The following is a 24,589-nucleotide window of genomic DNA, read 5'->3' as shown; positions in this document are numbered from 1 at the left end:
GGGGCATTCCACAGCAGCAACCCCGCTCTACCCCCGACTCCTTCTTGCCGCGCGTTCCTCGCGCGAGCGGCGGCGGGGGGCGCTGTCGCCCGGGCCGTCGGAGCCGCCATCGCCATCGGAACTCCGCTCCGGCAGTTTCACCGCCGCCGATAGTTTCGGAAACGGATCGACCTTGTTGGGTATGGCCATGGCGTAGACGAAATGTTCCTGGAATTTCGGCTCCAGCGCGGTTTCGATCTTTTCGATGCGGTTGACCGTTTCCTCGATTTCGCGGCGGTAATCGCGGTTGAGCAGCGCCATGCGTGCCCCGGTTCCAGCCGCATTGCCGACCGCATGCACGTTTTCCAGATCGCAATCCGGGATGAGGCCGAGAACCATGGCGTATTTCGGATCGATGAAGGAGCCGAAGGCACCGGCGAAGCGGATCTGGTCGACGGAATCGATGCCGAGCTTGTCCATCAGCAGCTTGACGCCTGCATAAAGTGCTGCCTTGGCAAGCTGGATGGCGCGCACGTCGTTTTGGGTGATGGCGATGCGCGGACTGCCCTCGTGCAGCAGATAGGAGAAGGTGCGGCCATTGGCGGTGATGCGCGGTGAACGCGCGGCCAGCGCGCCATCGACCACGCCATCCTCCGAGATGATGCCCGCCAGATACATCTCCGCCACCACTTCGATGATTGCCGAGCCGCAAATGCCGGTGATGCCGGTGCGGGAGGCTGCTTGCGCGAAGCCCGGCTCATCCGACCATTGCTCGACGCCGATGATGCGGAATTTCGGCTCCAGCGTTTGGCTGTCGATGCGCACGCGCTCGATGGCGCCCGGCGCGGCGCGCTGGCCGCCCGATATTTCCGCGCCCTCAAAGGCGGGACCGGTGGGCGAGGAGGCGGCGACGGTGCGGTGGCGATTGCCCAGCACGATCTCGGCATTGGTGCCGACATCGACAAGCAGCATCATCTCGTCCTGCCGGTGCGGGCCTTCGGCAAGGGTTGCGGCGGCGGCGTCGGCCCCGACATGGCCGGCAATGCAGGGCAGCATGTAGACGCGGGTGCCGGGGTTCATCGGCAGGCCGATATCGGAGGATTTCAGATGCACCGCGCCGGAGACGGCCAGCGCGAAGGGCGCGCCGCCGAGTTCCGTCGGGTCGATGCCCAGGAACAGATGGTGCATGATCGGATTGCCGACGAAGACGGCGTCGAGGATGTCGCTGCGTGAAATCCCTTCGTCCGTGCAGACCTTGTCGATCAGGCTGTTCACCGCCTCGCGCACGGCCAGCGTCATCGCCTCGCGCCCGTCGGGGTTCATCATGACGTAGGAAACGCGGCTCATCAGATCCTCGCCGAAGCGGATCTGCGGGTTTGATGCGCCCGCCGAGGCCAGCGTGCGGCCCGAAAGCAGCGAGGACAGATGCATGGCGATGGTGGTCGAACCGATGTCGCAGGCGATGCCATAGGCCTCGTTCTTGAGGCCGGGCCAGAGCGCGATCAGCGTCGGGCGGTCCGTTTCCTCGTCATGGTGGATGGCGGCGGTGACGCCCCATTTTTCCTTGCGAAGAATCTGCTGGATATGGGGCAGGAGGTGGGCATCGACATGCAGGTTGCTGTAGCCCCAGTCCTTTTCCAGCGCGCTCTTCAACCGGTCGAGATCGCCGAGCGGCTTGTGCATGTCGGGTTCCTCGACCTCGACATAACACATGTGGACGGCGGGATTGCGCTCGATCACGCGGGTATCGACGTCCTTGCGTATGGTTTGCGTGTTGACCTGCACATCCTGCGGCACATCGATGACGAGATCGCCCTCAATGGTGGCGGAGCAGGAGAGGCGGCGACCGGGCTTCAGCTCGCGCTTTTCGGCATAGCGAAGCTCTTTCGGGCCGATTTCGGAGATATGGTCGTTGGAGGAAATGATGCCATGCTTGGCGAAGCGGCCCTCCTGCACCTCGACCTGACAGCGCCCGCAAGTGGCGCGCCCGCCGCAGACGCTTTCGACATAGACGCCGAGGGCGCGCGCGGCGTCGAGGACGGGCGTGCCGACGGGGAAATGGCCGCGCTTGCCGGAGGGCATGAAGAGGACGAGGGGATCGCTCATCGGCTTACCTGTTGCAGTGCTTTCGGGCGGCGCTATTATGCCACTCATCCTAAGGTGTGATCCTGAACTTGTCGAAGGAGAGCCTCGAAGGACGAGGGGCATAATGGTTGAGGCAACTGTCTATATCCTGCGCTGCCTTGATGGCAGCTATTACACTGGCATCACGAAGCAGCCGGTTGAAGCCCGTGTGTGGGAACATAACAATTTGCCGGATGAAAAGAGCTATACGTGGAACAGACGGCCCGTGGAACTCGTATTCTCGGAAACCTATGACCTTGTAAAGGACGCTATTGCGCGAGAAAAACAGATCAAGGGCTGGTCGCGGCGCAAAAAAGAAGCGCTGATCGCTCTCGATTATGAGGGATTGCCTGAATTGTCCCGACGCAGTCATCTCATACCCAAACCCTGATCTCGAAGTCGGCGCCAAGCGCCCTCGTGGTTCGAGGCTCATTCCGCTGCGCTCCAATCGCACTTCACCATGAGGGCTACCGGAGCGCCGCGCCCTTCACCCTCATCCTTACCATGAGGACTACTGACGTGCCGCTTCGGGCTTACTCCTGCGTAGAGAAGCAGGGATAGGGCCAATGAAGCAAGCGCTCGACGCCCCTTCACCCTCAGGATTGGGGTTATTTAAAGCGCAGTCCCTTCACCCTCATGGTGAGGCGCGAGCGGAGCGAGCCTCGAACCACGAGGGTGAAGGGACGCCAAACCAGTAATGTCTTACGCCATGACCCCGCGCCTTGCCTCGCGTCCGCCGCGACGGCGACCGTTTCCATCTCCCCCCGACACTGGTTGCCCAGCATTGGCATTCGCGGCATTGTTCGGCGTATGGTCGCGGTATTTGTTGATCCATTTGCCGCAATTGGCGTCGGCGCCGTTGAGCACATTGGCGGCATGGACCATTTCCATTTCCTGCGGGCGGCAGGGGTTCATGATGGCTGATGTCATGCCGCTGGCGATCACCATCGGGATGAAGGCGGCGTTGACGCCGTGGCGGTGCGGCAGGCCGAAGGAGATGTTGGAGAGGCCGCAGGTGGTGTTGACGCCCAACTCCTCGCGCAGGCGGCGCACCAGCCGGAAGACTTGAAGCCCGGCGGTTCCCATCGCGCCAATCGGCATGACCAGCGGATCGACCACGATATCATGCGCCGGAATGCCGTAATCGGCGGCGTGGCGCACGATCTTGCGCGCCACTTCGAAGCGCACGTCGGGGTCTTCGGAAATGCCGGTCTCGTCATTGGAGATCGCCACGACGGGCACGTTGTATTTCTTGATGAGCGGCAGGATCGCTTCGAGCTTTTCCAGTTCGCCCGTCACGGAATTGACCAGCGGTCGGCCCTTGGCGACCCTTAACCCGGCCTCTATTGCCGCGCTGACCGACGAATCGATGGAAAGCGGCAGGTCGACCAATCCTTGCACGATCTCCAGCGTCTGCACCATCAGGTCCGGTTCGGTCGCGTTGGGATCGACGGCGGTGACACCGGCATTGATGTCCAGCATGGTTGCGCCCGCGGCTGCCTGCTCCAGCGCGTCCCTGATCACCGTCTCGAAATTACCGGCGACCATTTCGGCGGCAAGCTTCTTGCGCCCCGTCGGGTTGATGCGCTCGCCGATGACGCAGAAGGGCTGATCGAAACCGATGACGATTTCTCTTGTCGCGGAGGCGACGATGGTGCGGGTCATGGACGTTTCCTTATTGCACGGCGGCGACGGGGGCGGTGACGGAGGCGTTCACATTCCCGGAGCTGGGCTCGGAACTGGGCCATGAGCCGCGTTCGACCAGCCATTCCGAGGCTTTCTTGATGCCGCCGAAGGGGAAAACATGGACCTGCTTGATGTTGCTTGGCGGATTATCCAGCACATGCCGCTCGATCGGCCCGACGACGCCTTCCGGCGAATGGGTGGTGGCAAGGGCGGTCAGGGCGAAGGCGTTTTTCTTCAGGAAAGTGATCGAATTGCCGACACCGCACATGGCGGCATATTTGATGAGCGTGGTGATCTTGGCCGGCCCGGCGACGCCGAGATGAACGGGGAGGTCGACGCCGGCTTCGCGCAGGCCTTCCGCCCAGGCGATGAAGCGCTCGGCGTCGAAGCCGAACTGGGTGACAACGCGCAGCTTGGCGCCGGTGCGCTCGCCGAAATTCTTTTTCAGGCGCAGGGCTTCCATGGCGACCGCTTCTGAAAATTCCGGGCTTCCCTCGGGATGTCCGGCGACGCCCATCTCGGTGATGCCGTAGCGATCGAAGAAACCGGTTTCGAGAACTTGCATGGTCGAATTGAAGTCGCCGGCCGGGCGATCCAGACCGCCGCCGATGACGAGAACATCGGTGACGCCGGCTTCTTGCGCCGAGCGGCGGATGCGGGTTTCGAGCGCTGTCCTGGTCGTGAGGCGGCGGCAGGCGAAGTGCGGTACGGGCTTGTAGCCGAGATCGCTGACGCGCTTGGCGGCGGCCGTCAGCGTATCGACCGTATCAGTGCCGATATCGGTGATGTAGACGCGGCTGCCGGTCGGGAACAGACCGGGCAGATCCTGCGATTCGATCACCTGCTTCGGCGCCAGCTCAATGGATGCGCCGATGTGGCTCATGGTCTTTGCCTCACGGGATTTCAATTCATGAATGGTCATGTCCACCTGCCTTTACGAGCGCCACGAGGCGGTCTTGATGATATTCGCGGTCGAGGCGCTCCAGCGCCGTGCTAGCTTCTGTTTCGAGGTCGTCGCCAACGGCCAAGGGCGTTCCACGCCGCCATTCAGCGAGATAGGCGTCGGTATCCTGTGCTCCGACGCGCATGGCGCACATGTCGATCGCCTCGGTGAACCGCAGCGGCAATTCGCGCTTGGCGCTCTGCCGCCCTTTTTTGACGATCACCTGGGCGGGTATGTCCCGCCAGTAGACGACAACGAGATCGGCCATGCAGTTTCATCCTCCATATTGCCAGCATCGCTGGAATTACAGGGCTGGGCTTGCTGCGCGGCGACGTCGGGCCACTTAAAAACGACGTGGCGGGCTATCGCGTTTGCGTCACCGGTAAAACGTCCCCGATCGGGATCGGAAGGGCAGGATCAAAAGGGCAGTTTGGTAATGAGCGTTCCGGCCGTGAACAGCACTGCGGCGATGATGCCCAGGGATATCAGGCCAATCAGAATGCCGATGCATATCAAGATGCCGTCGCGCTCGGTGAGGGCGGCGCCGATGATGGCGGTGGCGAATGCCGGCAGCCAGTTGGAGAGCGGTATCGGAAAGATGACGGCAAGCCCGAGGACCAGCGTCAGGAGGCCGAGCCAACGGTCGCCATGACGCGGGGTGAAAGGCCACACGCGCGGTTGGATGAAGCGTTCGATGCGCTTGAGCCAGGGAACACCTTTTTGCGAGAGCTGGCGGAAGCGCTCCTGCGTCATGGAACGTTGGCGCAGGAAGCGCGGCAGCCACGGCGTTTCGAAGCCCAGCACCATCTGGCCGGAAATGAGCGCCAGCGGAATGCCGGTGATGATGCCGGTTCCCGGCGGAAGCGGCAGGAGATTGACCAATGCGAAGAAGGTGAGGAGCGCGGCGAAGCTGCGGTCGGAGAGCGCTTGCTCGATCTGCCCGAAACTGATCGGGCCATTGGCGTTTTTCGCCAGATCCTCGAAAACCTGGGACAGCGACCGCCTGTCGGAAAAGCCGGAGGGCTGCTCGGGGCCGGTTGTTCCGGTTACCGGCACGGAAATCTCCTGTCCGGATATTGGCCCGGATATGGGATGAGGCTTTTCGTTCATGCCCTGCATATCGCCTGCTTCTGATGGTAATTCAATGACACGAAACTCCGGCGACGAAAATTAGAATATGGCGAACACAGGAATTCGATGTGGGAAGCCGTTCGGCGCTGCGGTCGCGGCGTGTAAGAAATGAATTAAAGACGATCACGAATATGCCGGCGGCGAATTTCCACCGCCTGCCTGTCTGATGGCGGAGACAAGGTCACCGAAGCCGGTAAAGCGGCGCTCATAGGCAAGTCCCAGGAATGCAGCCGCTTCCTCTGCTTTCTGCGAGAGCTCGGGGTCGTCCGTCTGCGCCAGATAGATCATCTTGGAATAATTGCCGAAATACATGTCGCGCAACTCAGGATGGCGGTCGAGGCCGAGTGGCTTGACCAGAAACGCCTCGAACTGACGAGCGAGGAAATCGGTCATGAAGAAGGACGTCATATCGTCGTCCCAGCGTTCCGCGAAAACCTCGTTGCCGACATAAAAGGAGAAGCAGTGCGGTCCGGCAATGCGCTCCACGCCATATTTATCGCAGATTTTATCGAGCGCGCCTCCGGTACCGCAATCGGCATATCCGATGAAAATGCGCTCTATGCCTTCGCGCCTGGCGCGCCTGATCGCCCGTTCCACGGCGGGGGCGATTCTATCGGGGTAATGATGATAGATGGCGGGAAGACATTTCAATTCGACATGATCGAGGCCGAACTGTTCGCGGATCGCCAGGATTTCACGCGCGATCATGCCGCAGGCGATCACGCGCAGCCTCTCCGGTTGCGGCGTTTTGGGCGGTTCAAACTTCAGCTTGCCAAGCGCGTTCATCACGCTACCTTCTTGATGCGGATGTGATTCCGCAGATTGTCGTCATTTTATATCAGATCGGGAGACACCGTCCATGAAACCGTCACGCGTTGCGCCGTTGGTTATCATTCTCTGTGCATTTTCGCTTGCTGCCTGCGCCAATACGGTGCGCGGCGTGGGCAAGGATGTTCGCGGTACCGCTCAGGCAGTTGAAGACAGCGTACAATAGGATTTAGGGGCATGAAGGCCAAATGCCAAACGCCTTCACGCCCGGTCGCTACTTGGCCGCTATCTGGCCGCTGTTTTGGTTAGCATCATATCCGAAAGGCCAATCAGGTTTTCCGGCAGGTTTTTGGGATGGTTATTTTTAGGGCGATCCGCTGCAAAAGGGGATCGCCCTTGATGATTCAAACCGCGCTATCCCGGTTGCGCTATCCGCATTATCCCGCGGTTCCGGTGCGCAGATTGTGTTTGCGCTTCATGAAGCTCTTGGCTGTCTCGACCGCGACAGCCGCATCACGGCAATAGGCATCGGCGCCGACGGCCTTGCCGAATTCCTCGTTGAGCGGGGCGCCGCCGACGAGAACGACGTAATCATCGCGAATGCCTTTTTCCTTCATCGTGTCGATGACGACCTTCATATAGGGCATGGTCGTCGTCAGCAGGGCCGACATGCCGACAATGTCGGGCTGGTGCTCTTCGATCGCCGCGAGATAGTTTTCCACCGGATTGTTGATGCCGAGGTCGATGACGTCGAAGCCTGCCCCCTCCATCATCATGCCGACGAGGTTCTTGCCGATATCGTGAATGTCGCCCTTAACGGTGCCGATCACCAGCTTGCCTTGTTTAGGCGCGCCGGTGGCGGCGAGCAAGGGGCGCAGGATATACATGCCCGCCTTCATGGCATTGGCTGAAAGCAGCACTTCGGGAACGAACAATATGCCGTCGCGGAAATCCTCGCCGACAATGCGCATGCCTTCGACGAGCGCCTCCGTCAAAACCCTGTAAGGCACCCAACCGCGCTCGAGGAGGATGTTGGTGCCTTCCTCGATTTCCTCCTTCAGGCCGTCATAGAGGTCGTCATGCATCTGCTGCACGAGTTCGTCGTCGGAAAGTTCGGAGAGAATGATTTCATCGTCGGCCATAAGCGCATTTCCTCACCTGAGCCCTATATTTGAATAGGGCCAATCACATTTTCACTACATAGCCTGCAAGCCGCAAAAATCCATTGCTCAAAAGCGACTTCGCAAAACGTGAAAGCGACTGGAATACTGTCTTTAACGCGCCACGGTTTGGCGCACACGGGAACGTTCTTTCCGCCGTCGGGATTAGGCTAGTGGTATCGGATATCCGTATGTGCGAAAGGGAGACTGCGTAATCTACACGCAGGAGAAAAAAATGGACCAGGAAGCATCTGTCGAAACCGGTGAAGAACGCGGCGGGCGCCGCGGGCGCGGTGCCAGCGGCGGGGCGGCGGCAAGACGCGCGGCGCGCTCCGGCGGCGGTCCGGGTAAATCGCTGACCTATATCACCCGCAAGGTGCCGGTCTACGAGGTGCTGAACGAGGAAGGGCTGGCGCTGATCGAAGCCAATGCCGATATCGTTCTCGAGGAGATCGGCATCGAGTTTCGCGATGACGCCGAGGCTCTGGCGCTGTGGAAGGAAGCGGGCGCCGACGTCAAGGGCGAGCGTGTGCATTTTCCCAAAGGGCTTTGCCGCTCGCTGCTCAAGAGCGCTCCCTCGACTTATATCCAGCACGCGCGCAACCCGGCGCGTTCGGTGCAAATCGGCGGCGACGCAACCGTTTTCGCGCCCGTCTACGGCCCGCCATTCGTGCGCGACCTCGACGGCAACCGCCGCTATGCGACGATCGAGGATTTCCATAATTTCGTGAAGCTCGCCTATATGGCGCCGTCCATACATCATTCCGGCGGAACGGTGTGCGAGCCGGTCGACGTGCCCGTCAACAAGCGCCATCTCGACATGGTCTATGCGCATATGCGCTATTCGGACAAGCCGTTCATGGGATCGGTGACGGCGCCGGAGCGGGCCGAAGACACGGTGGCGATGTGCAAGATCCTATTCGGCGATGATTTCGTCGATCAGAACACGGTTCTGACCAGCCTGATCAATGCCAATTCACCGATGGTGTTCGACGAAACCATGCTCGGCGCGCTGAAGGTCTATTCGCGCAACAACCAGGCCTGCATCGTCACGCCGTTCATCCTTGCCGGCGCCATGAGCCCGGTGACGGTGGCGGGAACGCTGACGCAGGTTCTGGCGGAGGTTCTGGCCGGCGCATCGTTCACCCAGTTGATCCGCCCCGGCGCGCCGGTGATCTTCGGCACTTTCGCCTCGTCGATTTCCATGCAGTCGGGTGCGCCGACCTTCGGCACGCCGGAGCCGTCGCTCGTTTCCTATGGCGCGGCACAGCTTGCCCGACGTCTCGGCCTGCCGTTTCGTACCGGCGGTTCGCTCTGCGCCTCGAAGCTTCCCGATGCGCAGGCCGCTTATGAAAGCGCCAACACGCTCAACGCGGCCATGCTCGCCGGCACCAATTTCGTGCTGCATGGAGCGGGCTGGCTCGAAGGCGGGCTGGTATCCTCCTATGAGAAATTCATGATGGATATCGACCAGCTCGGTATGCAGCAGCGCTTAGCCGAAGGTGTCGATCTGTCGGAAAACGGGCAGGCGATGGATGCGATCCGCGAAGTCGGCCCCGGCAGCCACTATCTCGGCTGCGCACACACGCAGGCCAATTTCCAGAGTGCGTTCTACCGCTCCTCGATCGCCGACAACAATTCCTACGAGCAATGGTTGGCCGAGGGCGAAAAGCGCGCCGACCAGCGCGCCAACGATCTGGCGCGCCGCTGGCTGGAAACCTATGAAGGACCCTATCTCGATCCGGCGATCGACGAGGCGCTGAAGGCGTTCATCACGGAGAAGAAAGCCTCGATGCCCGACGCCTTCACATGAAAGAAGCCCGAAGGCGGCCGGGCTAAAGTGGCCGATCTGATCCATGACGAGGTCTGGGGTTCGGCCATAACGGGTCGTGGGAAAAAATGACCGGGCGATCTTCGCCTTCAATAGATGAAATTACCGCCGCGCTGGAACCCTTCGGGCTCGTTCCGCGTGGCGGCTTTGTTTTCGGCGATGGCGAGAATGCGCCGCCGGGCCGGGTGCGGGAGCGTGCGCGTAGCGTGGTGCTCGCCGGCCATGCTGGATCGTCGATCTGGCCGCATTTTGCACGCTGGCACGCCGATGAGGGCAGGGGCAAGACCGATCCGCTGGATTGCTGGTCGAAACAGGTGCTGGGCGAGGCGGCGAAAAAGCTCGGCGCGCGGGCAGTTTTCCCTTCAGACAAGCCATGGCTGCCATTCCAGCAATGGGCGAAAAGGGCAGAGGGCTTGCAGCCATCGCCGCTCGGCCTGTTGATCCATCCGGTCTACGGACTGTGGCATGCCTATCGCGGCGCATTGTTGTTCGATGAGGAGGTCGGCTTTCCCACGGGCGATGATATCGGTCATCCATGCGAGCGATGCGCCGCCAGACCCTGCCTTTCGGCCTGCCCGGTGGATGCGTTCGACTGCTCCGGCTTTGCCGTCGACATCTGCCGGAATTATCTGCGGACGGATGCCGGGGCAGCTTGCCGTTATAGCGGTTGTCTCGCTCGGTTCGCCTGTCCGGTCGGACGGGAATATGCCTATGAAACCGCGCAACAACGTTTTCACATGGCGGCGTTCATGAGGGCTGGCTGAAATAGCGGTTCATGGAAACGATGAGCACCCTTCACCCTCGTGGTTCGAGGCTCCCCTTCGACAGGCTCAGGGTCGCACCTCACCATGAGGGTGAAGGGTCGGCAACGCCGCAGTAGCCCTCATCCTGAGGTGCGCAGTGAAGCAAAGCGGAACGAAGCCTCGAAGGACGAGGGCGTTTGGTGCGAATTCCCATCTAGAAAGGCTCTCTATCCCCGACGGCCGCGCCGTTCGCGCCGCGGGGCAGCGCTGCCGTCTCCGGCAATCTTGTTGCGCATCGGGCCGATGGTCTCGATGATGGTTTCGACCGTCGGGCGCGGGCCCTGGACGTGACTGTCGAGCGCCTTGCGCATCGCGGCCAGATGTTCAAATGATGTGCCGCAACAGCCGCCGATGATCCTGGCGCCGGCATTGGCGGCCAGATGGGTATAGTTCGCCATCAATTCCGGTGTTCCGGAATAATAGATTTCCGAGCCGCGGAATTCAGGTATGCCGCAATTGCCTTTGACCACCACGGTCGCGGTGGGATCGGCATCGGTCATGTCGAGAAGCGACGATAGGATATCGGAGGCGCCGACACCGCAATTGGCACCGATCGCCACCGGCTTTTCCGAAAGCCCGTCCGCGACATGATGGATGTCCCTGGGGTGGAGCCCCATCATGGTCTTACCGGCTGTGTCGAACGAGCCGGTGTAGACATAGGGGAGGCCGAGCGAGGTCGCCGCCTCGGCTGCAGCGCGGATTTCATCTACCGCCGACATGGTTTCGATCCAGGCGACGTCTATGCCGCCGGCCTTCAATCCCTCGATCTGTTCCTTGAAGGCTGAGACCGCATCCTCGTAGGTGAGCGCGCCGAGCGGCACGAGCAGTTCACCCGTCGGCCCGACCGAGCCGGCGACGATGATTTTGCGGCCGGCCTTGTCGGCAACGGCGCGCGCGAGCTCGGCTGCTTGCTTGTTGAGTTCGAAAACCCGGTCCTGAGCGTGATGCAGCTTGAGGCGATGCCTGGTGCCGCCAAAGGAATTGGTGAGGATGATATCGGCACCGGCATCGATGAAGCCCTGGTGCAACGCCTCGATCTTGTCCGGATTGGTCTCGTTCCAGAGTTCCGGGGCTTCACCCGCTTCGAGCCCGGCGGCAAAGAGGTTTGTGCCCGTCGCGCCATCGGCGAGCAGCACGCCTTTTTCAGCGATGAGATCGGCCAGCGGGTTCGATGAAGAGGCGGCGTTCATGACTGAGTTTCCAGTATTTGAGGTTAGATAAAGATATAAGGAAGTCTTTATATCAGGTCAATGATTTTGCCGAATGCAGGAGGAAAGCCGAGATGCAGGCGCACTTAATCGATGATCACGTAATGCACCGGAAGTTTGATGTCCAGATGGGTACGGTAGGGCAGTTCGGTCGTGGCGATTTTGTCGGATGGCAGTTCGATATTCGCCGCCTGGAGAATGTTGGTGACCTTTTCCGGCGGCTGATCGCCGCCGAACCAGAGCACCAGCAATGGCTTGACGATCCGCGACGCCGCATCAGGCGTTTCCGGGTGAACCACCTTGAGCGAAGGATCATACAGCCGGAAATTACCGGGTATCTGCGGAAAATCAGCCAGAACGGTGGAGAATTCACCCGCGTCGCGCACCTGCTTGAACAATTCAGCATAATCGAGCTGACCGATGGGCGGGTCGTTGCGGCTGCCATAGGTCAGATTGACGGCAAGCACGGGTGTTACCACAAACGCCACGATGATGCTGGCGATGCCGAAATCGAACAGGCTGCGGTCGGTCAGCCGGTAGCGGTGGAGGAGATAGGCGAGGCTGGCGGGAAGCAGGAACAGCACGGGCTGGAGCCAGCGGTCCTTCACATTGGTTGCACCGGTCAGGCAGACGCCGACAAAAACCACGGCAAAGCCGACGAGGATAAGACGGAGCAGGAACCGCTCACCCGGTATCGCAGGGATAGGCGCGGGGTTTTTGCGGTTGCGATGGGCGATGAATATGATACCGGCGATGGCGACGGCGAGGATGGAAAACAGAAAGCTGACCTCGAAAAGGCGCATGAGGCCGAGCGCCCGGTCGAGCAGGAAATCGCCGGTGGCGCCGATCTCGAATTTTCCCGAGCGGGCGATGACGCTGTCCTTGTGCTGCAGCATCCATAAACCGGTCGGTGCAAGGCAAAAAACTGATACCGCCGCCGTCACGAGGGAAAGGCGCGACAGCAGCACCTTCCTGTAATCCGCGATCGTCATGGCTGTGATGATCAGGGTGAGGAGAAAGAAACTGGCGTTGAACTTGCCGAGGAAGGCGGCGGCCATCGTCAGCCCGAAGAGGGCCGCCGACAGGGCGGAACGCGATTTCATATGCCAGGCGAAAGCCAGGAAAGCCCATGCACAACCCGTCGTGCCGGCGACGGAATGGGTCAGCGCGCGCTGCGATTCCCAGCCGATCTGCGGGATGAGGAACAGACCCAACATGCCGGCGGCGGCGACATTGCGCGGCAGACCGAGCAGGCGCATGCCGCCATAGACGCTGGCGAACATGCTGGCGAGAAGGCCGAATTTGACGATCTGCAACGTCAGAAGGCTGGTGCCGATCAGCAAGGCCGCCAGATTGGTGATCCATGTATAGAGCGGCGGCTGCGAACCACCATAGCCCCAGTCGAGATAACCGATATTGGCGAGCTGTTCGGCGTCATCGAGCCCCGCGCCATTGGAGATGAAGGTGATGAAAAGCGCCTGAAAAGCGAAATAGCAGAAGACGAACAGCAAGGCCGGATGCATGCCGAGCACGCGCCGGGGAAAGGTGATGGGTAATGTCCGGTCCAGATTCATCAAAACTGTTCATCTCTTGGGATGCATGATCGCTATCTGCTGGATAGATATGATGCTCCCCCGCATCGGCAAAACGTGCCGGCAGCCTTTTCCCAGAATCTTGTCATTAATACAATGACGGAATGGCCGATGTAAAAAAGACTTGAAGACAATGCGGGCACAGCGGAGCCGGCGATCTGCGTGTCGGCTCCGCTGCCTGCGCTGATTGACGCTCGGCGCTGTATCTATTCCGCGGCTTCTTGCCTGGTTTCGTGGGAAATGGGCGTGACCATGGCGGAGATGACGGCCTGCATATCGATATGGCCGATGGGCTTTCCCTTGTCGTCATGCACATGGATTTCGCTGACATGCTCCTCGCTCATGATTCTTGCCGCATGTTCGAGGATCGTGCCGGTGGCGACGGAGGGCAGGCCGGTGCCGCCATTGCGCATGTCTGACGTCATGATGGTGTCGACCATGATGACGCGTCCGCGATTGACTTCCTTGACGAAGCTCGAAATGTAATCGTCGGCCGGTTTGAGCACGATATCCTGGCCAGTGCCCTGCTGGACGATCTCACCATCGCGCAGGATGGCGATACGGTCACCGAGGCGCAACGCCTCATCGAGGTCATGGGTAATGAAGACGACGGTCTTCTTGATTTCCTTTTGAAGGTCGAGCAGCACGGATTGCATATCCATGCGGATGAGCGGATCGAGCGCCGAGAAGGCCTCATCCATGAGCAGGATCGGCGCGTCGTTGGTCAGCGCCCTGGCAAGGCCGACGCGCTGCTGCATACCGCCGGAAAGCTGGTTGGGGTAATTGTCCTCGAAGCCTTCAAGGCCGACCCGGGCAATCCAGCGTCCAGCGGCTTCAAGCTGCTTTTCCCGCGGCACGCCCTGGATTTCCAGGCCGTAGACGGCGTTTTCCAGAACAGTACGGTGCGGCAGGAGTGCGAATTTCTGGAAGACCATCGCCGTCTTGTGGCGGCGGAACTGGCGCAGCTCGTTCTCGTTCATCTTGACCACATCGGTATCGTCGACGAGCACTTCGCCCGCTGTCGGATCGATCAGCCGGTTGATATGGCGGATCAGCGTGGATTTGCCGGAGCCCGACAGCCCCATCACGACCTGGATGCAGCCTGCCGGCATGTCGATATTGATGTCCTTGAGGCCAAGGACATGGCCATGCTCGGCATTGAGCTCGGTCTTCGACATGCCGTTCCTGACGGCTTCTATATAGGCTTGGGGATTCTTGCCGAAGATCTTGTAGAGATTCTTGATGATGATGCCGGTGCCGCGTGCGCTTGCTTCAGCCATGGACCGTCTCCAGATGTTTCTGCAGGCGCTTGCCGTAGGCCTGGCTCGTGCGGTCGAAGATGATGGCGATGCCGACGATGGCAAGGCCGTTGAACATGCCAAGCGTGAAATACTGGTTGGCGATGGCCTTGAGAACCGGCTGGCCGAGGCCCTGGACACCGATCATAGAGGCGATGACGACCATGGCGAGCGCCATCATGATGGTCTGGTTGATGCCGGCCATGATGGTGGGGAGCGCGAGTGGCATCTGCACGTTCTTCAACCTCTGCCAGTTGGACGAGCCGAAGGCGTCGGCGGCCTCGAGAACATCCTTGTCGACGAGCCTTATGCCGAGATTGGTGAGGCGTATGATGGGCGGAATGGCATAGACCACCACAGCGATCAGCCCCGGAACGCGGCCGATACCGAGCAGCATGACGACGGGAATGAGATAGACAAAGCTCGGCATGGTCTGCATCACGTCGAGAACCGGATTGATGAGGCTCTGCAAACGGTCGGAGCGCGACATGAGAATGCCGATGGGAATGCCGACGGCGATGGAGAGGACGGTGCAGACGAAGATCATCGAGACGGTCTTCATCGTATCGTTCCACATGTCGAAGAAGCCGATGAGGAGAAGCGTAATGATCGCGCTTGCAACGATTTTCCAGTTGCGGCTGGCGAACCAGGCGATGGCGGCGATGAGCGCGATGATGATCGGCCACGGCGTCGTGGTCATGAACCGCTCGGAATGAATGAGGAAATACTGCAGCGGGTCGAAAAAGGATTCGATCGCGTCGCCATAGGCGCGGGTGAACGCGCGAAAGCCCCCATCAATCGATTTTTTCAACGCCGTGAGCGTGCTATCGTCCATATGCGGGAAGCGGTATAGCCAGTCCATTAAACGCTATTTCTCCTTTTTGGCCCTATTCTGCGGAGGGGCCCATTCTGCGGCTTTTTCCGGTGCAGTCATCAAAAAATGCAGACAGTATCCGATGTCATCGGGGACGGTCTGATGACCGCTCCGGCGGCAGGATTGTTCTCGTGCGTGATCAGCAAAACGGGCGGCGGATTGCTCCGCCGCCCGAGTGTCTGACTACATGACGGCAGCCTTGATTTTTTCCGCGGCTTCCGGCGAGACCCATTTGGTCCAGAGATCCTCATTGTTCTTGAGGAAATATTTCGCGCCGGCTTCGCCCGTGGCCTGGTTGTCGGTCATCCAGGCGAGAAGCTTGTTGACCGTTTCGTTGGTCCAGGAGCGGGTCTTGAGGTAATCGAGTGCCGGTCCCGCGCGGTCGGCGAATTCCTTGGTCACCAGAGTCTCAACGTTATCTTTCGGCCATTCGTTGGGCTTGGGATCCGCGCAGGTCTCGACCGTGTTGCAGCGCTTCCACTCCGCTTCATCGAAGGTGGCGGCATGACCGAGCTTGACCATCTCGTATTTGCCGAGAAGCGCTGTCGGCGCCCAATAGGCGCCGATCCAGGGCTCCTTGCGCTCATAGGCCCTAGCGATCGAGCCATCGAGGCCGGCGGCCGATCCGGTATCGACCAGCACGAAGCCTGCCTTCTCGGCCTCATAGGCCTTGAAGAACTGCGCTGTCACGCGTGTGATGCCCCAGCCGGAGGGGCCATTGTATATGGCGCCCTTGCCGGGTTCTTCCGGGGCGGGGAAGAGCTCGGGATGCTTCAGCGCATCGGGAATGGTTTTGATATCGGGATGGGCGTCAGCGAAATATTTGGGTATCCACCAGCCCGAGACGCCGCCTTCGGAAAGCGAGTTCGAGACGGAAATGATCTTGCCGTCCTTCTTACCCTGGTTGACCACATCCGGCAGGAAGTCGATCCAGCCTTCCGGCGCGACGTCAGGTTTTCCCTTTTCCACCATGGAGGTGATGGTCGGGACCGTATCGCCGGCAACGAGTTCTGCGGTGCAGCCATAACCTTCGGTAAGGATGATCTGGTCCAGATTGGCCAGAACCTCGGCCGACTGCCAGTTCATATTGGCAATCGTTACCTCACCGCATTCGGCGGCCGATGCCATGGTGGCAAAAGCGCTGGAAAGTCCGACGATACCGGCAGCTAGAATCGTGGAAGCGAAAAGCTTCTTCATTAGATGTTCTCCCATTCGCAACAGCACAAAAATTTTCTATGTCCGCTGGCATACTGTATGGCCAGTCGGCATTTTTTTCCCGTATCCATGCAATCTCCTTGCTTGGCAGATTAGCGTCTTATTGACGACGGTTGATGTCCGGATAGCGACACACTCCCGGTTGGGCACGCATAAATGCCCATCACAAGCCCCCGCTACCGGCGTCTTTGTTAAGGATTGGCCATCGCGATCAGAAAAACAAGGGTCGAAACGCCAATTTTTTGTTGCAAGTGCGAATGAGGCGTCTTTGGGCGGTATGCATAAATCTGTATCTTTGGCATGCGCAAATTGTGAGCGGAGTAGCTTAAAAGCGACAAGGCGCGACGGCTTTACGGCAGCCGTCGAATAGGAATTGGCGCATTACAATTTGTAGCGCATCGGTCCGAAAGCCGGAAGTGGTTTCGGGAAAGCACAATGCGCCGATTCAAACGCTTGCAGCTTTCTTTGTGCGTCCTAAAGGACGCAAGGCGCTGTAAAGACAATCTTCGCCGGAGTGCGACCATGCTTTACATCTTCAATCGGAACGACCGCGTTCATATTTCCTGGAATGCAACCGAACGGCGTGACAATCGCGATGATCGCAACCGTTCGCGGTCGTTGTTATCGCGTGTGTCCGTGGTCTGGAGAGGTTCGGCAGGCTGAGCGGGAAAGCGGCGGAAATCGCGCCGAATCGACGCACCGAAGAATCCACTGGAAATCTGTGGCCAAAAACGGCCCGACGGAACGAAGACCGCTGCCTGTGAGCGGCGGTTCTGCATTACGCGAGGGCCAGGATGATTCGTGCCGCTCAGCGTAAAATGGCAAAAACCGTGCTGTCCCTGGGGAGAAGCACGGCTTTGCCAAATTACGCATGGCGCTTCCGCCAAACACTACGACGGCGGAAATTTTACAGCTCCGGTACGCAGTACCTGATCCGGAGCGGAGAGACGGTGTCGTTCCGTCTCGGCTCCCTTTTTAGCGCCACATCGTTACCGTTGAGTTAGCAAGAGCTTAAGCAAATCTAAATCCGGTCATTTTTCTGATATTTTTGCAGCCGTCCCGGTGGCTTCGGGCAAAATTCCGCGCAAAAAATTCACGATGCCGGAAAAATCGTCGCCGCCGTGCCCGTGTGCGTTGAACATATTATAGAGTTGCGCAGCATGCGCGCCGAGCGGCGTCGCGGCGTTGGCCGCCTGTGCTGCCTCCTGCGCCAGTTTCAGATCCTTGAGCATCAGAGCGGCGGCGAAGCCGGGCTTGTAGGCCTGGTTGGCGGGCGAGGCCGGCACCGGGCCCGGAACGGGACAATAGGTATTGAGCGACCAGCACTGGCCGGAGGAGGTGGAGGCGACATCGAACAGGGCCTGATGCGACAGGCCGAGCTTTTCGGCCAGCACGAAGGCTTCTGAGACGCCGATCATCGAAATGCCGAGGATCATGTTGTTGCAGATCTTCGCCGCCTGGCCGCTGCCCGCTTCTCCGCAATGGACGATGCGGCCGGCCATTGGCTGCAGGATCGGTTCGGCCCTGGCGAAGGCCTGGTTGGAACCGCCGGCCATGAAGGTGAGCGTACCCGCCGCGGCTCCGCCGACGCCGCCTGAAACCGGCGCATCGATCGACAACAAATGATACCGCCCGGCAATCTCATGCGCCTTGCGCGCGGATTCCACGTCGATGGTCGAGCAATCGATGAAAAGCGAATCGTTTAGCGCCTTTGGCGCGATGTCCTCATATACGGAGACAACATGCCCTCCTGCCGGCAGCATGGTGATGACGACTTCCGCGCCGGATACGGCGGCCGCGGCACTGGCCATGACCGTAACGCCGCTTTCAGCCGCGATCCTCAGGTTTCCCGGCAGGAGATCGAAGCCCTGTACGGAATGCCCTGATTTGACCAGATTGGCCGCCATGGGATTTCCCATATTGCCGAGGCCGATGAATGCGATGGTCGCCATGTGCTTTACTCTCCCTGAATTATGCGAATGCGGTCAGCGGCCGATCATCTGGTGGGCGATGATGACGCGCATGATTTCGTTGGTGCCTTCGAGGATCTGGTGGACACGCAGGTCGCGCACCAGTTTCTCCACGCCGTAATCGTGGAGATAGCCATAGCCGCCGAAAAGCTGCAGCGCGTCATTGGCCACCGAAAAGCCGGCATCGGTGACGTAGCGCTTGGCCATGGCCGACCATTTGCCGGCGTCGTGCGCCTTGCGGTCGAGCTTGGTTGCCGCCGCATAGAGCAGCAGCCTGGCGGCGGAAAGCTCCGTCTCCATGTCGGCGAGCCTGAACTGGAGCGCCTGGAACTGATTGATGGTCTGGCCAAAAGCCTTGCGCTGCGCGGTATAGTCTATGGCCTTGTTGAGCGCCGATTGGGCGCCGCCAAGCGAGCAGGCCGCGATATTGAGCCGTCCGCCATCGAGACCGGCCATGGCGATGCTAAAGCCTGAGCCTTCCTCACCCAAAAGGTTCTCCGCAGGGACACGGCAATTGTCGAAGTTCACCTGGCGGGTCGACTGCGCGTGCCAGCCCATCTTGTGTTCGTTGGCGCCGAAGGAGAGGCCCGGCGCGTCCTTCGGGATGACCAGCGCCGAAATGCCCTTCGGCCCGTCCTCGCCGGTACGCACCATCGTCACATAGATGTCGCTGTCGCCTGCACCCGATATGAATTGTTTCGAGCCGTTCAGCACATAATGATCGCCGTCGCGGATCGCGCGGGTGCGCAGCGCCGCAGCGTCCGAACCGGAGCCAGGCTCGGTCAGGCAATAGCTCGCTAGCCATTCCATCGACACGAGTTTTGGCAGGAAACGATGCCTCTGCTCCTCATTGCCGAAAAGATCGATCATCGACGCCGCCATGTTGTGGATGGAGATGAAGGCGGAGAAGGTGGGGCAGGCGCCGGCGAGCGCTTCGAAGATCACTACCGAATCGATGCGCTTCAGTCCCGATCCTCCGACATCCTCGCCGACATAGATGCCGCCCATGCCGAGGGGGCCGGCTTCACGGATGACGTCGGCGGGAAAATGTCTCTCGCGGTCCCATTGCAGCGCATTGGGCGCGATGCGGTCGAGGGCGAAACTGCGCGCCATGTCCTGGATGGCGCGCTGTTCCTCGGTCAGTTCGAACTGCCCGGCGGATGGATCGACGGCGGCGTCCATGGTCTCCTCCCATTGTGCCTTGCCTTTGATGATTCAATCTAGAGCAATGGAGGCGGCGCGCAAACGCTTCCTTCGAATAACTCGCTCTAGGCAGGATGGCGCGGATGGGCTAGGCAAGCGGCATGACGCGCGCCATCATGCTCCAGGGAACCGGTTCGGATGTCGGCAAGACGGTGCTGGTCGCCGGGCTTTGCCGGCTGGCGCGCCATCGCGGATTATCGGTGCGTCCGTTCAAGCCGCAGAACATGTCGAACAATGCCGCCGTCAGCGACGATGGCGGCGAGATCGGGCGGGCGCAATGGCTGCAGGCTCTTGCCTGCGGCGTGCCGTCCTCGGTGCATATGAACCCGGTCCTGCTCAAGCCGCAATCGGAAACCGGCAGCCAGATCGTCGTCCAGGGCAAGGTGGTTGGCCACGCGAAGGGCAGAGAATACCAGCGCCTCAAGCCGCAATTGATGGATGCGGTGATGCAGTCGTGGGAAGAGGTGCGCGCAGGCGCGGATATCGTCATCGTCGAAGGGGCCGGCTCGCCGGCCGAGATCAATCTGCGCGACGGCGACATCGCCAATATGGGCTTTGCGACGCGGGCGCGCGTGCCGGTGGTGCTGGTCGGCGATATCGACCGGGGCGGCGTCATCGCTTCCATCGTCGGCACCCATGCGATCCTTTGCAAAGACGACCGGCAGATGATCGCCGGCTATCTCATCAACAAGTTCCGCGGCGATGTCTCGCTTTTTGATGACGGCCTTGCGGCGATCGCCGGTTTCACCGACTGGCGGTCCTTCGGCGTGGTGCCGTGGCTGAAGGCTGCGGCGCGGCTGCCGGCGGAGGATTCGGTGGTGCTGGAACGGCTTGCCAAGGGCGAGGGCAGGGCGCTGAAGGTCGCCGTGCCGGTGCTCGACCGCATCGCCAATTTCGATGATCTCGATCCGCTGAAGGCTGAGCCGCAAGTGGAGGTCGTGATGATCAGGAGCGGCGAGCCGCTGCCCGCCGATGCCGGTCTCGTGGTGATTCCGGGCTCGAAATCGACCATCGGCGATCTCGCGCGCTTTCGCGAAAATGGCTGGGACCGCGATTTGCACATGCATCTGCGACGCGGCGGCCATGTCATCGGCATTTGCGGCGGTTATCAGATGCTGGGGCGCATCGTTCGTGATCCGGATGGAATAGAAGGCGGTATCAGGGAGACGGAGGGCCTGGGGCTTCTCGATATCGAGACGGTGATGGAGAGGCAAAAGACGGTGCGCAATGTTTGCGCGCAGTCGCTTATCTTCGACGTGCCGCTCGACGGTTATGAAATTCATCTCGGCCGCACCGATGGCCCTGATTGCAGTCGCGCGCCGGTGCTGATCAATGGTGCGCCGGATGGCGCGGCCTCGGCCGACGGACGGGTCTTCGGCACCTATCTGCACGGGCTTTTCGGCTCCGATGCGTTTCGAGCGAAGCTCCTCAATTCTCTCGGTGTTTCCGGCGGCACGGTTTCCTACCGCGCCGAGGTGGAGCGGGCACTGGACGAGGTGGCTGAGGAGCTTTCTGCATGTCTCGATGTGGATGCGCTTTTTAATCTCTCGGCAGGCTGATCCAGCCTTTCTGTACGTTGACGCCGGTTCCCATAAATCATACTGTGCCACCATACGTTTGGTTCCCGAAGGCCGACAAGTATTCGTTAGCCGCATGATCTTATCCGAAAAGTCTGCAACTTTTCGGGATCATGCTCAGGGATCAAAAGGGAATGCGACGGACGGACCCACACAGGGCGTCCTCATCGCAGCCGACCCCGCGACTGTAGAGCGGATAGGGTTCATGCCATCGCCTTGGGGGAGACCTCGGGCAGCCACTGGGAAACCGGGAAGGCGGCAATGATCCTGCGACCCGCGAGCCAGGAGACCTGCCGGACGTATAGGGCAATGATGCCCGCACCCCCTGGGGAGTTTTCCCCTGCTGCCTGCACGGAGGTTGTCATGGCTGCACGTACTGAATTTTCCCAATCGCTGGCTTTGCCGCTCGCAACACGGCTGACGACGGCTGTCGTCTCGCTGCTGCTCGGCGCGTTCCTGATCTATGGCGTCGGTCTCGCGCATTCCGACGCGCTGCATGATTCGGCGCACGATACGCGCCACTCCTACGGGTTTCCCTGCCACTAAGACGGTAGAATCACCGCCACGCGCCCTCGTGGTTCGAGGCTTCGCTACGCTCCGCACCTCACCATGAGGGCTACTGGAACGTCAGCTTCCTTCACCCTCATCGCGAGGTGCGAGCGAAGCGAGCCTCGAAGGGCAAGGGTGAAGGACTGAGACGTTTTAGGAGACAATCATGCTTGTCAAATATCTGCTGGCTACCGTCGTAGCCGGCCTCTTCGCAGGCATCCTCGTGACGCCGGCGATGTATCTGCGCACCGTGCCGCTCATCATCCATGCCGAAACTTTCGAGGATGCGGCGGGCGGCCATGATCATGGCGCTGGTGTTACTGTCCCTCATAGCCATGAAGCGACTGAGCAAGAGGCGGCGGGGCCTGAGTTGCCGTTCGGGCGTCTGGGCAACACCATCCTTGCCAATCTCGTGGCGGGCGCTGGTTTTGCGCTGGCGCTTGGCGGCGTGGCGCTGTTGCTGGGTCGGCGGATCACGGCGCGCAACGGCATTTATTGGGGGCTTGCGGGCTTCTTCGTCTTTGCCTTTGCGCCATCGCTCGGCCTTGCGCCAGAATTGCCTGCCATGCCCGCCGCCGATCTTGGTGAGCGGCAGGTCTGGTGGGTGGCGACGGTGCTGCTCTCGGCAGTCGGGCTATATCTGATTGCGCTTCGGCGGGAGATTTGGGCGAAGCTGATCGGCCTCGCCGCAATCGTCGCGCCGCATCTTTATGGCGCGCCGAAGGCTGGGGACATTTCGTCCCCCGTTCCAGCCGTGCTCGCCTCGGAATATGCGGTGGCATCGCTTGCGACCAATCTCTTCATGTGGGCGGTGCTCGGGCTGGCGCTGGGCTGGATGTTGCAGCGGTATGCGGCGGCGGAAATCGAGGGTTCTGTTTGATGGAAGCGCGAGGCAACCCCCCTCTGCCCTGCCGGGCATCTCCCCCACAAGGGGGGAGATTAGCTTTCATGAGCGAAGGCACCAATCGCAGACATTGTAGAATGGGCGCTGAGAGCATGTCAGCCAATCTCCCCCCTTGTGGGGGAGATGCCTGGCAAGGCAGAGGGGGGTGCTGTGCCCCACCAGCGTCTAAAAACGAAAGACTCTAACAGTGCCCGGAAAAACCACACTCGTCCTTGGCGGCGCGCGCTCCGGCAAATCGGTCTTTGCCGAGCGGCTTGTCGAGCAGTCGGGTCTCGAAGCGGTTTATATCGCGACAGGGCAGGCCTATGACGACGAGATGATTGAGCGGATCGCGGCGCATAAAGAGCGTCGCGGTTCGATCTGGACGACGGTTGAGGAGCCACTCGATCTTACCGGCGTGCTTGCAGCCCATACCGGTCCGCAGCGCGCTGTTCTGGTCGATTGCCTGACATTGTGGCTGACCAATCTGATGATGGCCGAGCGCGATATCGCGGCGGAGACCGCGCGGCTTGGCTCAGCGATAACCGAACTGCCGGGTACGGTTCTGTTCGTTTCCAACGAGGTGGGGCTTGGCATCGTGCCTGATAATCGCATGGCGCGGGAATTTCGCGACCATGCGGGGCGGCTCAATCAGGCGATAGCTGCCGCCGCCCACGACGTTTATTTCATAGCGGCGGGATTGCCGCTCAAGATGAAGGGATAATCCCCATGCAGGGACAAAAAATACCGGCAACCGTGATCACCGGCTTTCTGGGTTCGGGCAAGACGACGCTGATCCGCCATCTGCTTGAAAACGCCAATGGAAAACGCATCGCGCTGATCATCAACGAGTTCGGCGATCTGGGCGTCGATGGCGGCATCTTGAAGGGTTGCGGCATCGAGACTTGCCGTGAGGAGGATGTGATCGAGTTGAACAATGGCTGCATCTGCTGCACGGTGGCGGATGATTTCATTCCGACGATGACCAAGCTTCTCGACCGGGCCGACAGGCCGGACCATATCGTCATCGAGACATCCGGCCTCGCTCTGCCGCAGCCGCTGGTCGCCGCGTTCAACTGGCCGGAGATCAAGACGCAGGTGACGGTCGATGGCGTCATCACCGTCATCGACGCCGCCGCCGTGGCCGAGGGCCGCTTTGCCGACGACCATGACAGGGTGGATGCGCAGCGTGTGCAAGACGATGCGCTCGACCATGACAGCCCGCTGGAGGAGCTCTACGAGGACCAGATCCGCGCCGCCGACCTGATCGTGCTCAACAAGGCCGATCTGATCGATCTGGTCGAGCTTGAAAAGGTGCGCGAGGATGTGGCAAGCCGCACCAATCGGGTGCCGAACATGGTTCCGGCGAGCTTCGGCAAGCTCGGCGCGGAGCTGCTGCTCGGTCTTGGCGTCGGCACGGAGACTGATATCGCCAACCGCAGATCGCATCATGAAATGGAGCATGAGGCGGGTGAGGAACACAGCCACGATGAGTTCGAAAGCTTCGTCGTCGGGCTTGGGCCGGTTTGCGAGCCGAAGGCTTTTGTCGAAAAGCTGAAGGGCGTGATTGCGGGGCATGATATCCTGCGGCTCAAGGGTTTTGTCGATGTTCCTGATAAGCCGATGCGCCTCGTGGTGCAGGCGGTGGGAACGCGTATCGAGCATTATTTCGACAGGGTATGGGAGGCGGACGAGGCGCGGGCCTCGCGGCTGGTGGTGATTGGGCTGCATGATATTGATAATGTGGCGATCGAGAAGGCGGTGACAGCGGCGGCGGTGTGAACTCAGCCCTTCA

At 60.4% G+C, this 24,589-nt stretch carries 23 protein-coding genes and 1 riboswitch; of the genes, 9 read left to right on the top strand and 14 right to left on the bottom strand.

What is annotated here, in order from left to right; all coding sequences use genetic code 11:
- Nucleotides 1–27: 27 nt before the first annotated feature.
- Nucleotides 28–2,133 (bottom strand): ASKHA domain-containing protein, encoded by a 2,106-nt coding sequence (locus tag C5748_RS02465; protein WP_105740362.1) that lies wholly within the window; start codon nucleotides 2,131–2,133, stop codon nucleotides 28–30.
- Between the two features lie 55 nt (nucleotides 2,134–2,188).
- On the opposite strand from C5748_RS02465, the gene C5748_RS02460 reads away from it, so the two are divergent.
- Entirely contained in the window at nucleotides 2,189–2,494 is a 306-nt protein-coding gene (locus tag C5748_RS02460) for a GIY-YIG nuclease family protein (RefSeq protein ID WP_105740361.1), read from the top strand.
- A gap of 311 nt (nucleotides 2,495–2,805) precedes the next feature.
- Here the strand turns inward: C5748_RS02460 and C5748_RS02455 are convergent, their stop codons facing one another.
- The 5 genes from C5748_RS02455 to C5748_RS02435 all read right to left on the bottom strand — a co-directional run bounded on the left by C5748_RS02455 (nucleotide 2,806) and on the right by C5748_RS02435 (nucleotide 6,649).
- Nucleotides 2,806–3,768, bottom strand: a complete 963-nt coding sequence (locus C5748_RS02455) for a methyltetrahydrofolate cobalamin methyltransferase (protein WP_105740360.1) — start codon at nucleotides 3,766–3,768, stop codon at nucleotides 2,806–2,808.
- A gap of 10 nt (nucleotides 3,769–3,778) precedes the next feature.
- On the bottom strand, nucleotides 3,779–4,711 hold the full coding sequence (locus tag C5748_RS02450; protein WP_245428744.1) for a methylenetetrahydrofolate reductase: 933 nt from the start codon (nucleotides 4,709–4,711) through the stop codon (nucleotides 3,779–3,781).
- Entirely contained in the window at nucleotides 4,698–5,000 is a 303-nt protein-coding gene (locus tag C5748_RS02445; protein WP_105740359.1) for a virulence factor, read from the bottom strand. The genes C5748_RS02450 and C5748_RS02445 overlap by 14 nt, the downstream gene beginning before the upstream one ends.
- Nucleotides 5,001–5,149: 149 nt before the next feature.
- Nucleotides 5,150–5,788 (bottom strand): exopolysaccharide biosynthesis protein, encoded by a 639-nt coding sequence (locus C5748_RS02440; RefSeq protein ID WP_245428742.1) that lies wholly within the window; start codon nucleotides 5,786–5,788, stop codon nucleotides 5,150–5,152.
- A 198-nt stretch (nucleotides 5,789–5,986) separates the two neighbouring features.
- On the bottom strand, nucleotides 5,987–6,649 hold the full coding sequence (locus C5748_RS02435) for a DUF1638 domain-containing protein (RefSeq protein WP_105740358.1): 663 nt from the start codon (nucleotides 6,647–6,649) through the stop codon (nucleotides 5,987–5,989).
- A gap of 73 nt (nucleotides 6,650–6,722) precedes the next feature.
- Between C5748_RS02435 and C5748_RS02430 the strand changes: the two genes are divergently transcribed.
- Complete coding sequence (locus C5748_RS02430) at nucleotides 6,723–6,857, top strand: entericidin A/B family lipoprotein (RefSeq protein ID WP_105740357.1); 135 nt, start codon at nucleotides 6,723–6,725, stop codon at nucleotides 6,855–6,857.
- A gap of 211 nt (nucleotides 6,858–7,068) precedes the next feature.
- On the opposite strand, the gene C5748_RS02425 is transcribed toward C5748_RS02430, so the two are convergent.
- Nucleotides 7,069–7,773: a corrinoid protein gene (locus C5748_RS02425; protein WP_105740356.1), complete on the bottom strand. Its 705-nt coding sequence runs from the start codon at nucleotides 7,771–7,773 to the stop codon at nucleotides 7,069–7,071.
- 253 nt (nucleotides 7,774–8,026) lie between these two features.
- On the opposite strand from C5748_RS02425, the gene C5748_RS02420 reads away from it, so the two are divergent.
- The gene (locus C5748_RS02420) at nucleotides 8,027–9,604 is read left to right on the top strand and encodes a trimethylamine methyltransferase family protein (RefSeq protein ID WP_105740355.1); all 1,578 of its coding nucleotides are present in this window, start codon (nucleotides 8,027–8,029) and stop codon (nucleotides 9,602–9,604) included.
- Nucleotides 9,605–9,690: 86 nt separating this feature from the next.
- Complete coding sequence (locus C5748_RS02415; protein ID WP_105740354.1) at nucleotides 9,691–10,386, top strand: hypothetical protein; 696 nt, start codon at nucleotides 9,691–9,693, stop codon at nucleotides 10,384–10,386.
- A 206-nt stretch (nucleotides 10,387–10,592) separates the two neighbouring features.
- Here the strand turns inward: C5748_RS02415 and bmt are convergent, their stop codons facing one another.
- The 7 genes from bmt to C5748_RS02380 form a co-directional block, all read right to left on the bottom strand.
- The gene (gene bmt, locus C5748_RS02410; RefSeq protein WP_105740353.1) at nucleotides 10,593–11,615 is read right to left on the bottom strand and encodes a betaine--homocysteine S-methyltransferase; all 1,023 of its coding nucleotides are present in this window, start codon (nucleotides 11,613–11,615) and stop codon (nucleotides 10,593–10,595) included.
- Nucleotides 11,616–11,719: 104 nt separating this feature from the next.
- Nucleotides 11,720–13,207, bottom strand: a complete 1,488-nt coding sequence (locus C5748_RS02405) for an ArnT family glycosyltransferase (protein ID WP_105740352.1) — start codon at nucleotides 13,205–13,207, stop codon at nucleotides 11,720–11,722.
- 224 nt (nucleotides 13,208–13,431) lie between these two features.
- Nucleotides 13,432–14,505 (bottom strand): quaternary amine ABC transporter ATP-binding protein, encoded by a 1,074-nt coding sequence (locus C5748_RS02400; RefSeq protein WP_105740351.1) that lies wholly within the window; start codon nucleotides 14,503–14,505, stop codon nucleotides 13,432–13,434.
- A complete protein-coding gene (locus tag C5748_RS02395; RefSeq protein WP_105740350.1) occupies nucleotides 14,498–15,385 on the bottom strand; it encodes an ABC transporter permease in 888 nt (295 codons plus the stop codon). The genes C5748_RS02400 and C5748_RS02395 overlap by 8 nt, the downstream gene beginning before the upstream one ends.
- A gap of 195 nt (nucleotides 15,386–15,580) precedes the next feature.
- Complete coding sequence (locus C5748_RS02390) at nucleotides 15,581–16,594, bottom strand: ABC transporter substrate-binding protein (protein ID WP_105740349.1); 1,014 nt, start codon at nucleotides 16,592–16,594, stop codon at nucleotides 15,581–15,583.
- 1,049 nt (nucleotides 16,595–17,643) lie between these two features.
- A complete protein-coding gene (gene mmsB / locus C5748_RS02385) occupies nucleotides 17,644–18,564 on the bottom strand; it encodes a 3-hydroxyisobutyrate dehydrogenase (protein ID WP_105740348.1) in 921 nt (306 codons plus the stop codon).
- Between the two features lie 33 nt (nucleotides 18,565–18,597).
- Nucleotides 18,598–19,764, bottom strand: a complete 1,167-nt coding sequence (locus C5748_RS02380; protein WP_105740347.1) for an isobutyryl-CoA dehydrogenase — start codon at nucleotides 19,762–19,764, stop codon at nucleotides 18,598–18,600.
- Nucleotides 19,765–19,886: 122 nt separating this feature from the next.
- Between C5748_RS02380 and C5748_RS02375 the strand changes: the two genes are divergently transcribed.
- The 5 genes from C5748_RS02375 (at nucleotide 19,887) to cobW (ending at nucleotide 24,576) form a co-directional block, all read left to right on the top strand.
- On the top strand, nucleotides 19,887–21,344 hold the full coding sequence (locus C5748_RS02375; RefSeq protein WP_105740346.1) for a cobyric acid synthase: 1,458 nt from the start codon (nucleotides 19,887–19,889) through the stop codon (nucleotides 21,342–21,344).
- Between the two features lie 108 nt (nucleotides 21,345–21,452).
- Nucleotides 21,453–21,674, top strand: a riboswitch (cobalamin riboswitch).
- A 51-nt stretch (nucleotides 21,675–21,725) separates the two neighbouring features.
- Entirely contained in the window at nucleotides 21,726–21,908 is a 183-nt protein-coding gene (locus tag C5748_RS02370) for a CbtB domain-containing protein (RefSeq protein WP_105740345.1), read from the top strand.
- Nucleotides 21,909–22,077: 169 nt separating this feature from the next.
- Nucleotides 22,078–22,791, top strand: a complete 714-nt coding sequence (locus C5748_RS02365) for a CbtA family protein (RefSeq protein ID WP_105740344.1) — start codon at nucleotides 22,078–22,080, stop codon at nucleotides 22,789–22,791.
- Between the two features lie 211 nt (nucleotides 22,792–23,002).
- Nucleotides 23,003–23,518, top strand: coding sequence for a bifunctional adenosylcobinamide kinase/adenosylcobinamide-phosphate guanylyltransferase (gene cobU, locus C5748_RS02355; protein ID WP_105740343.1), 516 nt, complete (start codon nucleotides 23,003–23,005; stop codon nucleotides 23,516–23,518).
- Nucleotides 23,519–23,523: 5 nt separating this feature from the next.
- A complete protein-coding gene (gene cobW, locus C5748_RS02350) occupies nucleotides 23,524–24,576 on the top strand; it encodes a cobalamin biosynthesis protein CobW (RefSeq protein ID WP_105740342.1) in 1,053 nt (350 codons plus the stop codon).
- The last annotated feature ends 13 nt before the right edge of the window (nucleotides 24,577–24,589 follow it).

The organism is Phyllobacterium phragmitis (genome assembly GCF_002980495.1).
Taxonomy (GTDB): domain Bacteria; phylum Pseudomonadota; class Alphaproteobacteria; order Rhizobiales; family Rhizobiaceae; genus Paramesorhizobium; species Paramesorhizobium phragmitis.
The sequence above is the reverse complement of the archived record's forward strand: the minus strand, read 5'-3'. Positions and strand labels throughout refer to the sequence as shown.

Excerpts from the sequence above, each read along its gene's own strand:
- C5748_RS02465 (WP_105740362.1), bottom strand. The coding sequence starts at position 2,133 with ATGAGTGGCATAATAGCGCCGCCCGAAAGCACTGCAACAGGTAAGCCG.
- C5748_RS02460 (WP_105740361.1), top strand. The coding sequence starts at position 2,189 with ATGGTTGAGGCAACTGTCTATATCCTGCGCTGCCTTGATGGCAGCTAT.
- C5748_RS02455 (WP_105740360.1), bottom strand. The coding sequence starts at position 3,768 with ATGACCCGCACCATCGTCGCCTCCGCGACAAGAGAAATCGTCATCGGT.
- C5748_RS02450 (WP_245428744.1), bottom strand. The coding sequence starts at position 4,711 with ATGACCATTCATGAATTGAAATCCCGTGAGGCAAAGACCATGAGCCAC.
- C5748_RS02445 (WP_105740359.1), bottom strand. The coding sequence starts at position 5,000 with ATGGCCGATCTCGTTGTCGTCTACTGGCGGGACATACCCGCCCAGGTG.
- C5748_RS02435 (WP_105740358.1), bottom strand. The coding sequence starts at position 6,649 with ATGAACGCGCTTGGCAAGCTGAAGTTTGAACCGCCCAAAACGCCGCAA.
- C5748_RS02430 (WP_105740357.1), top strand. The coding sequence starts at position 6,723 with ATGAAACCGTCACGCGTTGCGCCGTTGGTTATCATTCTCTGTGCATTT.
- C5748_RS02425 (WP_105740356.1), bottom strand. The coding sequence starts at position 7,773 with ATGGCCGACGATGAAATCATTCTCTCCGAACTTTCCGACGACGAACTC.
- C5748_RS02420 (WP_105740355.1), top strand. The coding sequence starts at position 8,027 with ATGGACCAGGAAGCATCTGTCGAAACCGGTGAAGAACGCGGCGGGCGC.
- C5748_RS02415 (WP_105740354.1), top strand. The coding sequence starts at position 9,691 with ATGACCGGGCGATCTTCGCCTTCAATAGATGAAATTACCGCCGCGCTG.
- bmt (WP_105740353.1), bottom strand. The coding sequence starts at position 11,615 with ATGAACGCCGCCTCTTCATCGAACCCGCTGGCCGATCTCATCGCTGAA.
- C5748_RS02405 (WP_105740352.1), bottom strand. The coding sequence starts at position 13,207 with ATGAATCTGGACCGGACATTACCCATCACCTTTCCCCGGCGCGTGCTC.
- C5748_RS02400 (WP_105740351.1), bottom strand. The coding sequence starts at position 14,505 with ATGGCTGAAGCAAGCGCACGCGGCACCGGCATCATCATCAAGAATCTC.
- C5748_RS02395 (WP_105740350.1), bottom strand. The coding sequence starts at position 15,385 with ATGGACTGGCTATACCGCTTCCCGCATATGGACGATAGCACGCTCACG.
- C5748_RS02390 (WP_105740349.1), bottom strand. The coding sequence starts at position 16,594 with ATGAAGAAGCTTTTCGCTTCCACGATTCTAGCTGCCGGTATCGTCGGA.
- mmsB (WP_105740348.1), bottom strand. The coding sequence starts at position 18,564 with ATGGCGACCATCGCATTCATCGGCCTCGGCAATATGGGAAATCCCATG.
- C5748_RS02380 (WP_105740347.1), bottom strand. The coding sequence starts at position 19,764 with ATGGACGCCGCCGTCGATCCATCCGCCGGGCAGTTCGAACTGACCGAG.
- C5748_RS02375 (WP_105740346.1), top strand. The coding sequence starts at position 19,887 with ATGACGCGCGCCATCATGCTCCAGGGAACCGGTTCGGATGTCGGCAAG.
- C5748_RS02370 (WP_105740345.1), top strand. The coding sequence starts at position 21,726 with ATGGCTGCACGTACTGAATTTTCCCAATCGCTGGCTTTGCCGCTCGCA.
- C5748_RS02365 (WP_105740344.1), top strand. The coding sequence starts at position 22,078 with ATGCTTGTCAAATATCTGCTGGCTACCGTCGTAGCCGGCCTCTTCGCA.
- cobW (WP_105740342.1), top strand. The coding sequence starts at position 23,524 with ATGCAGGGACAAAAAATACCGGCAACCGTGATCACCGGCTTTCTGGGT.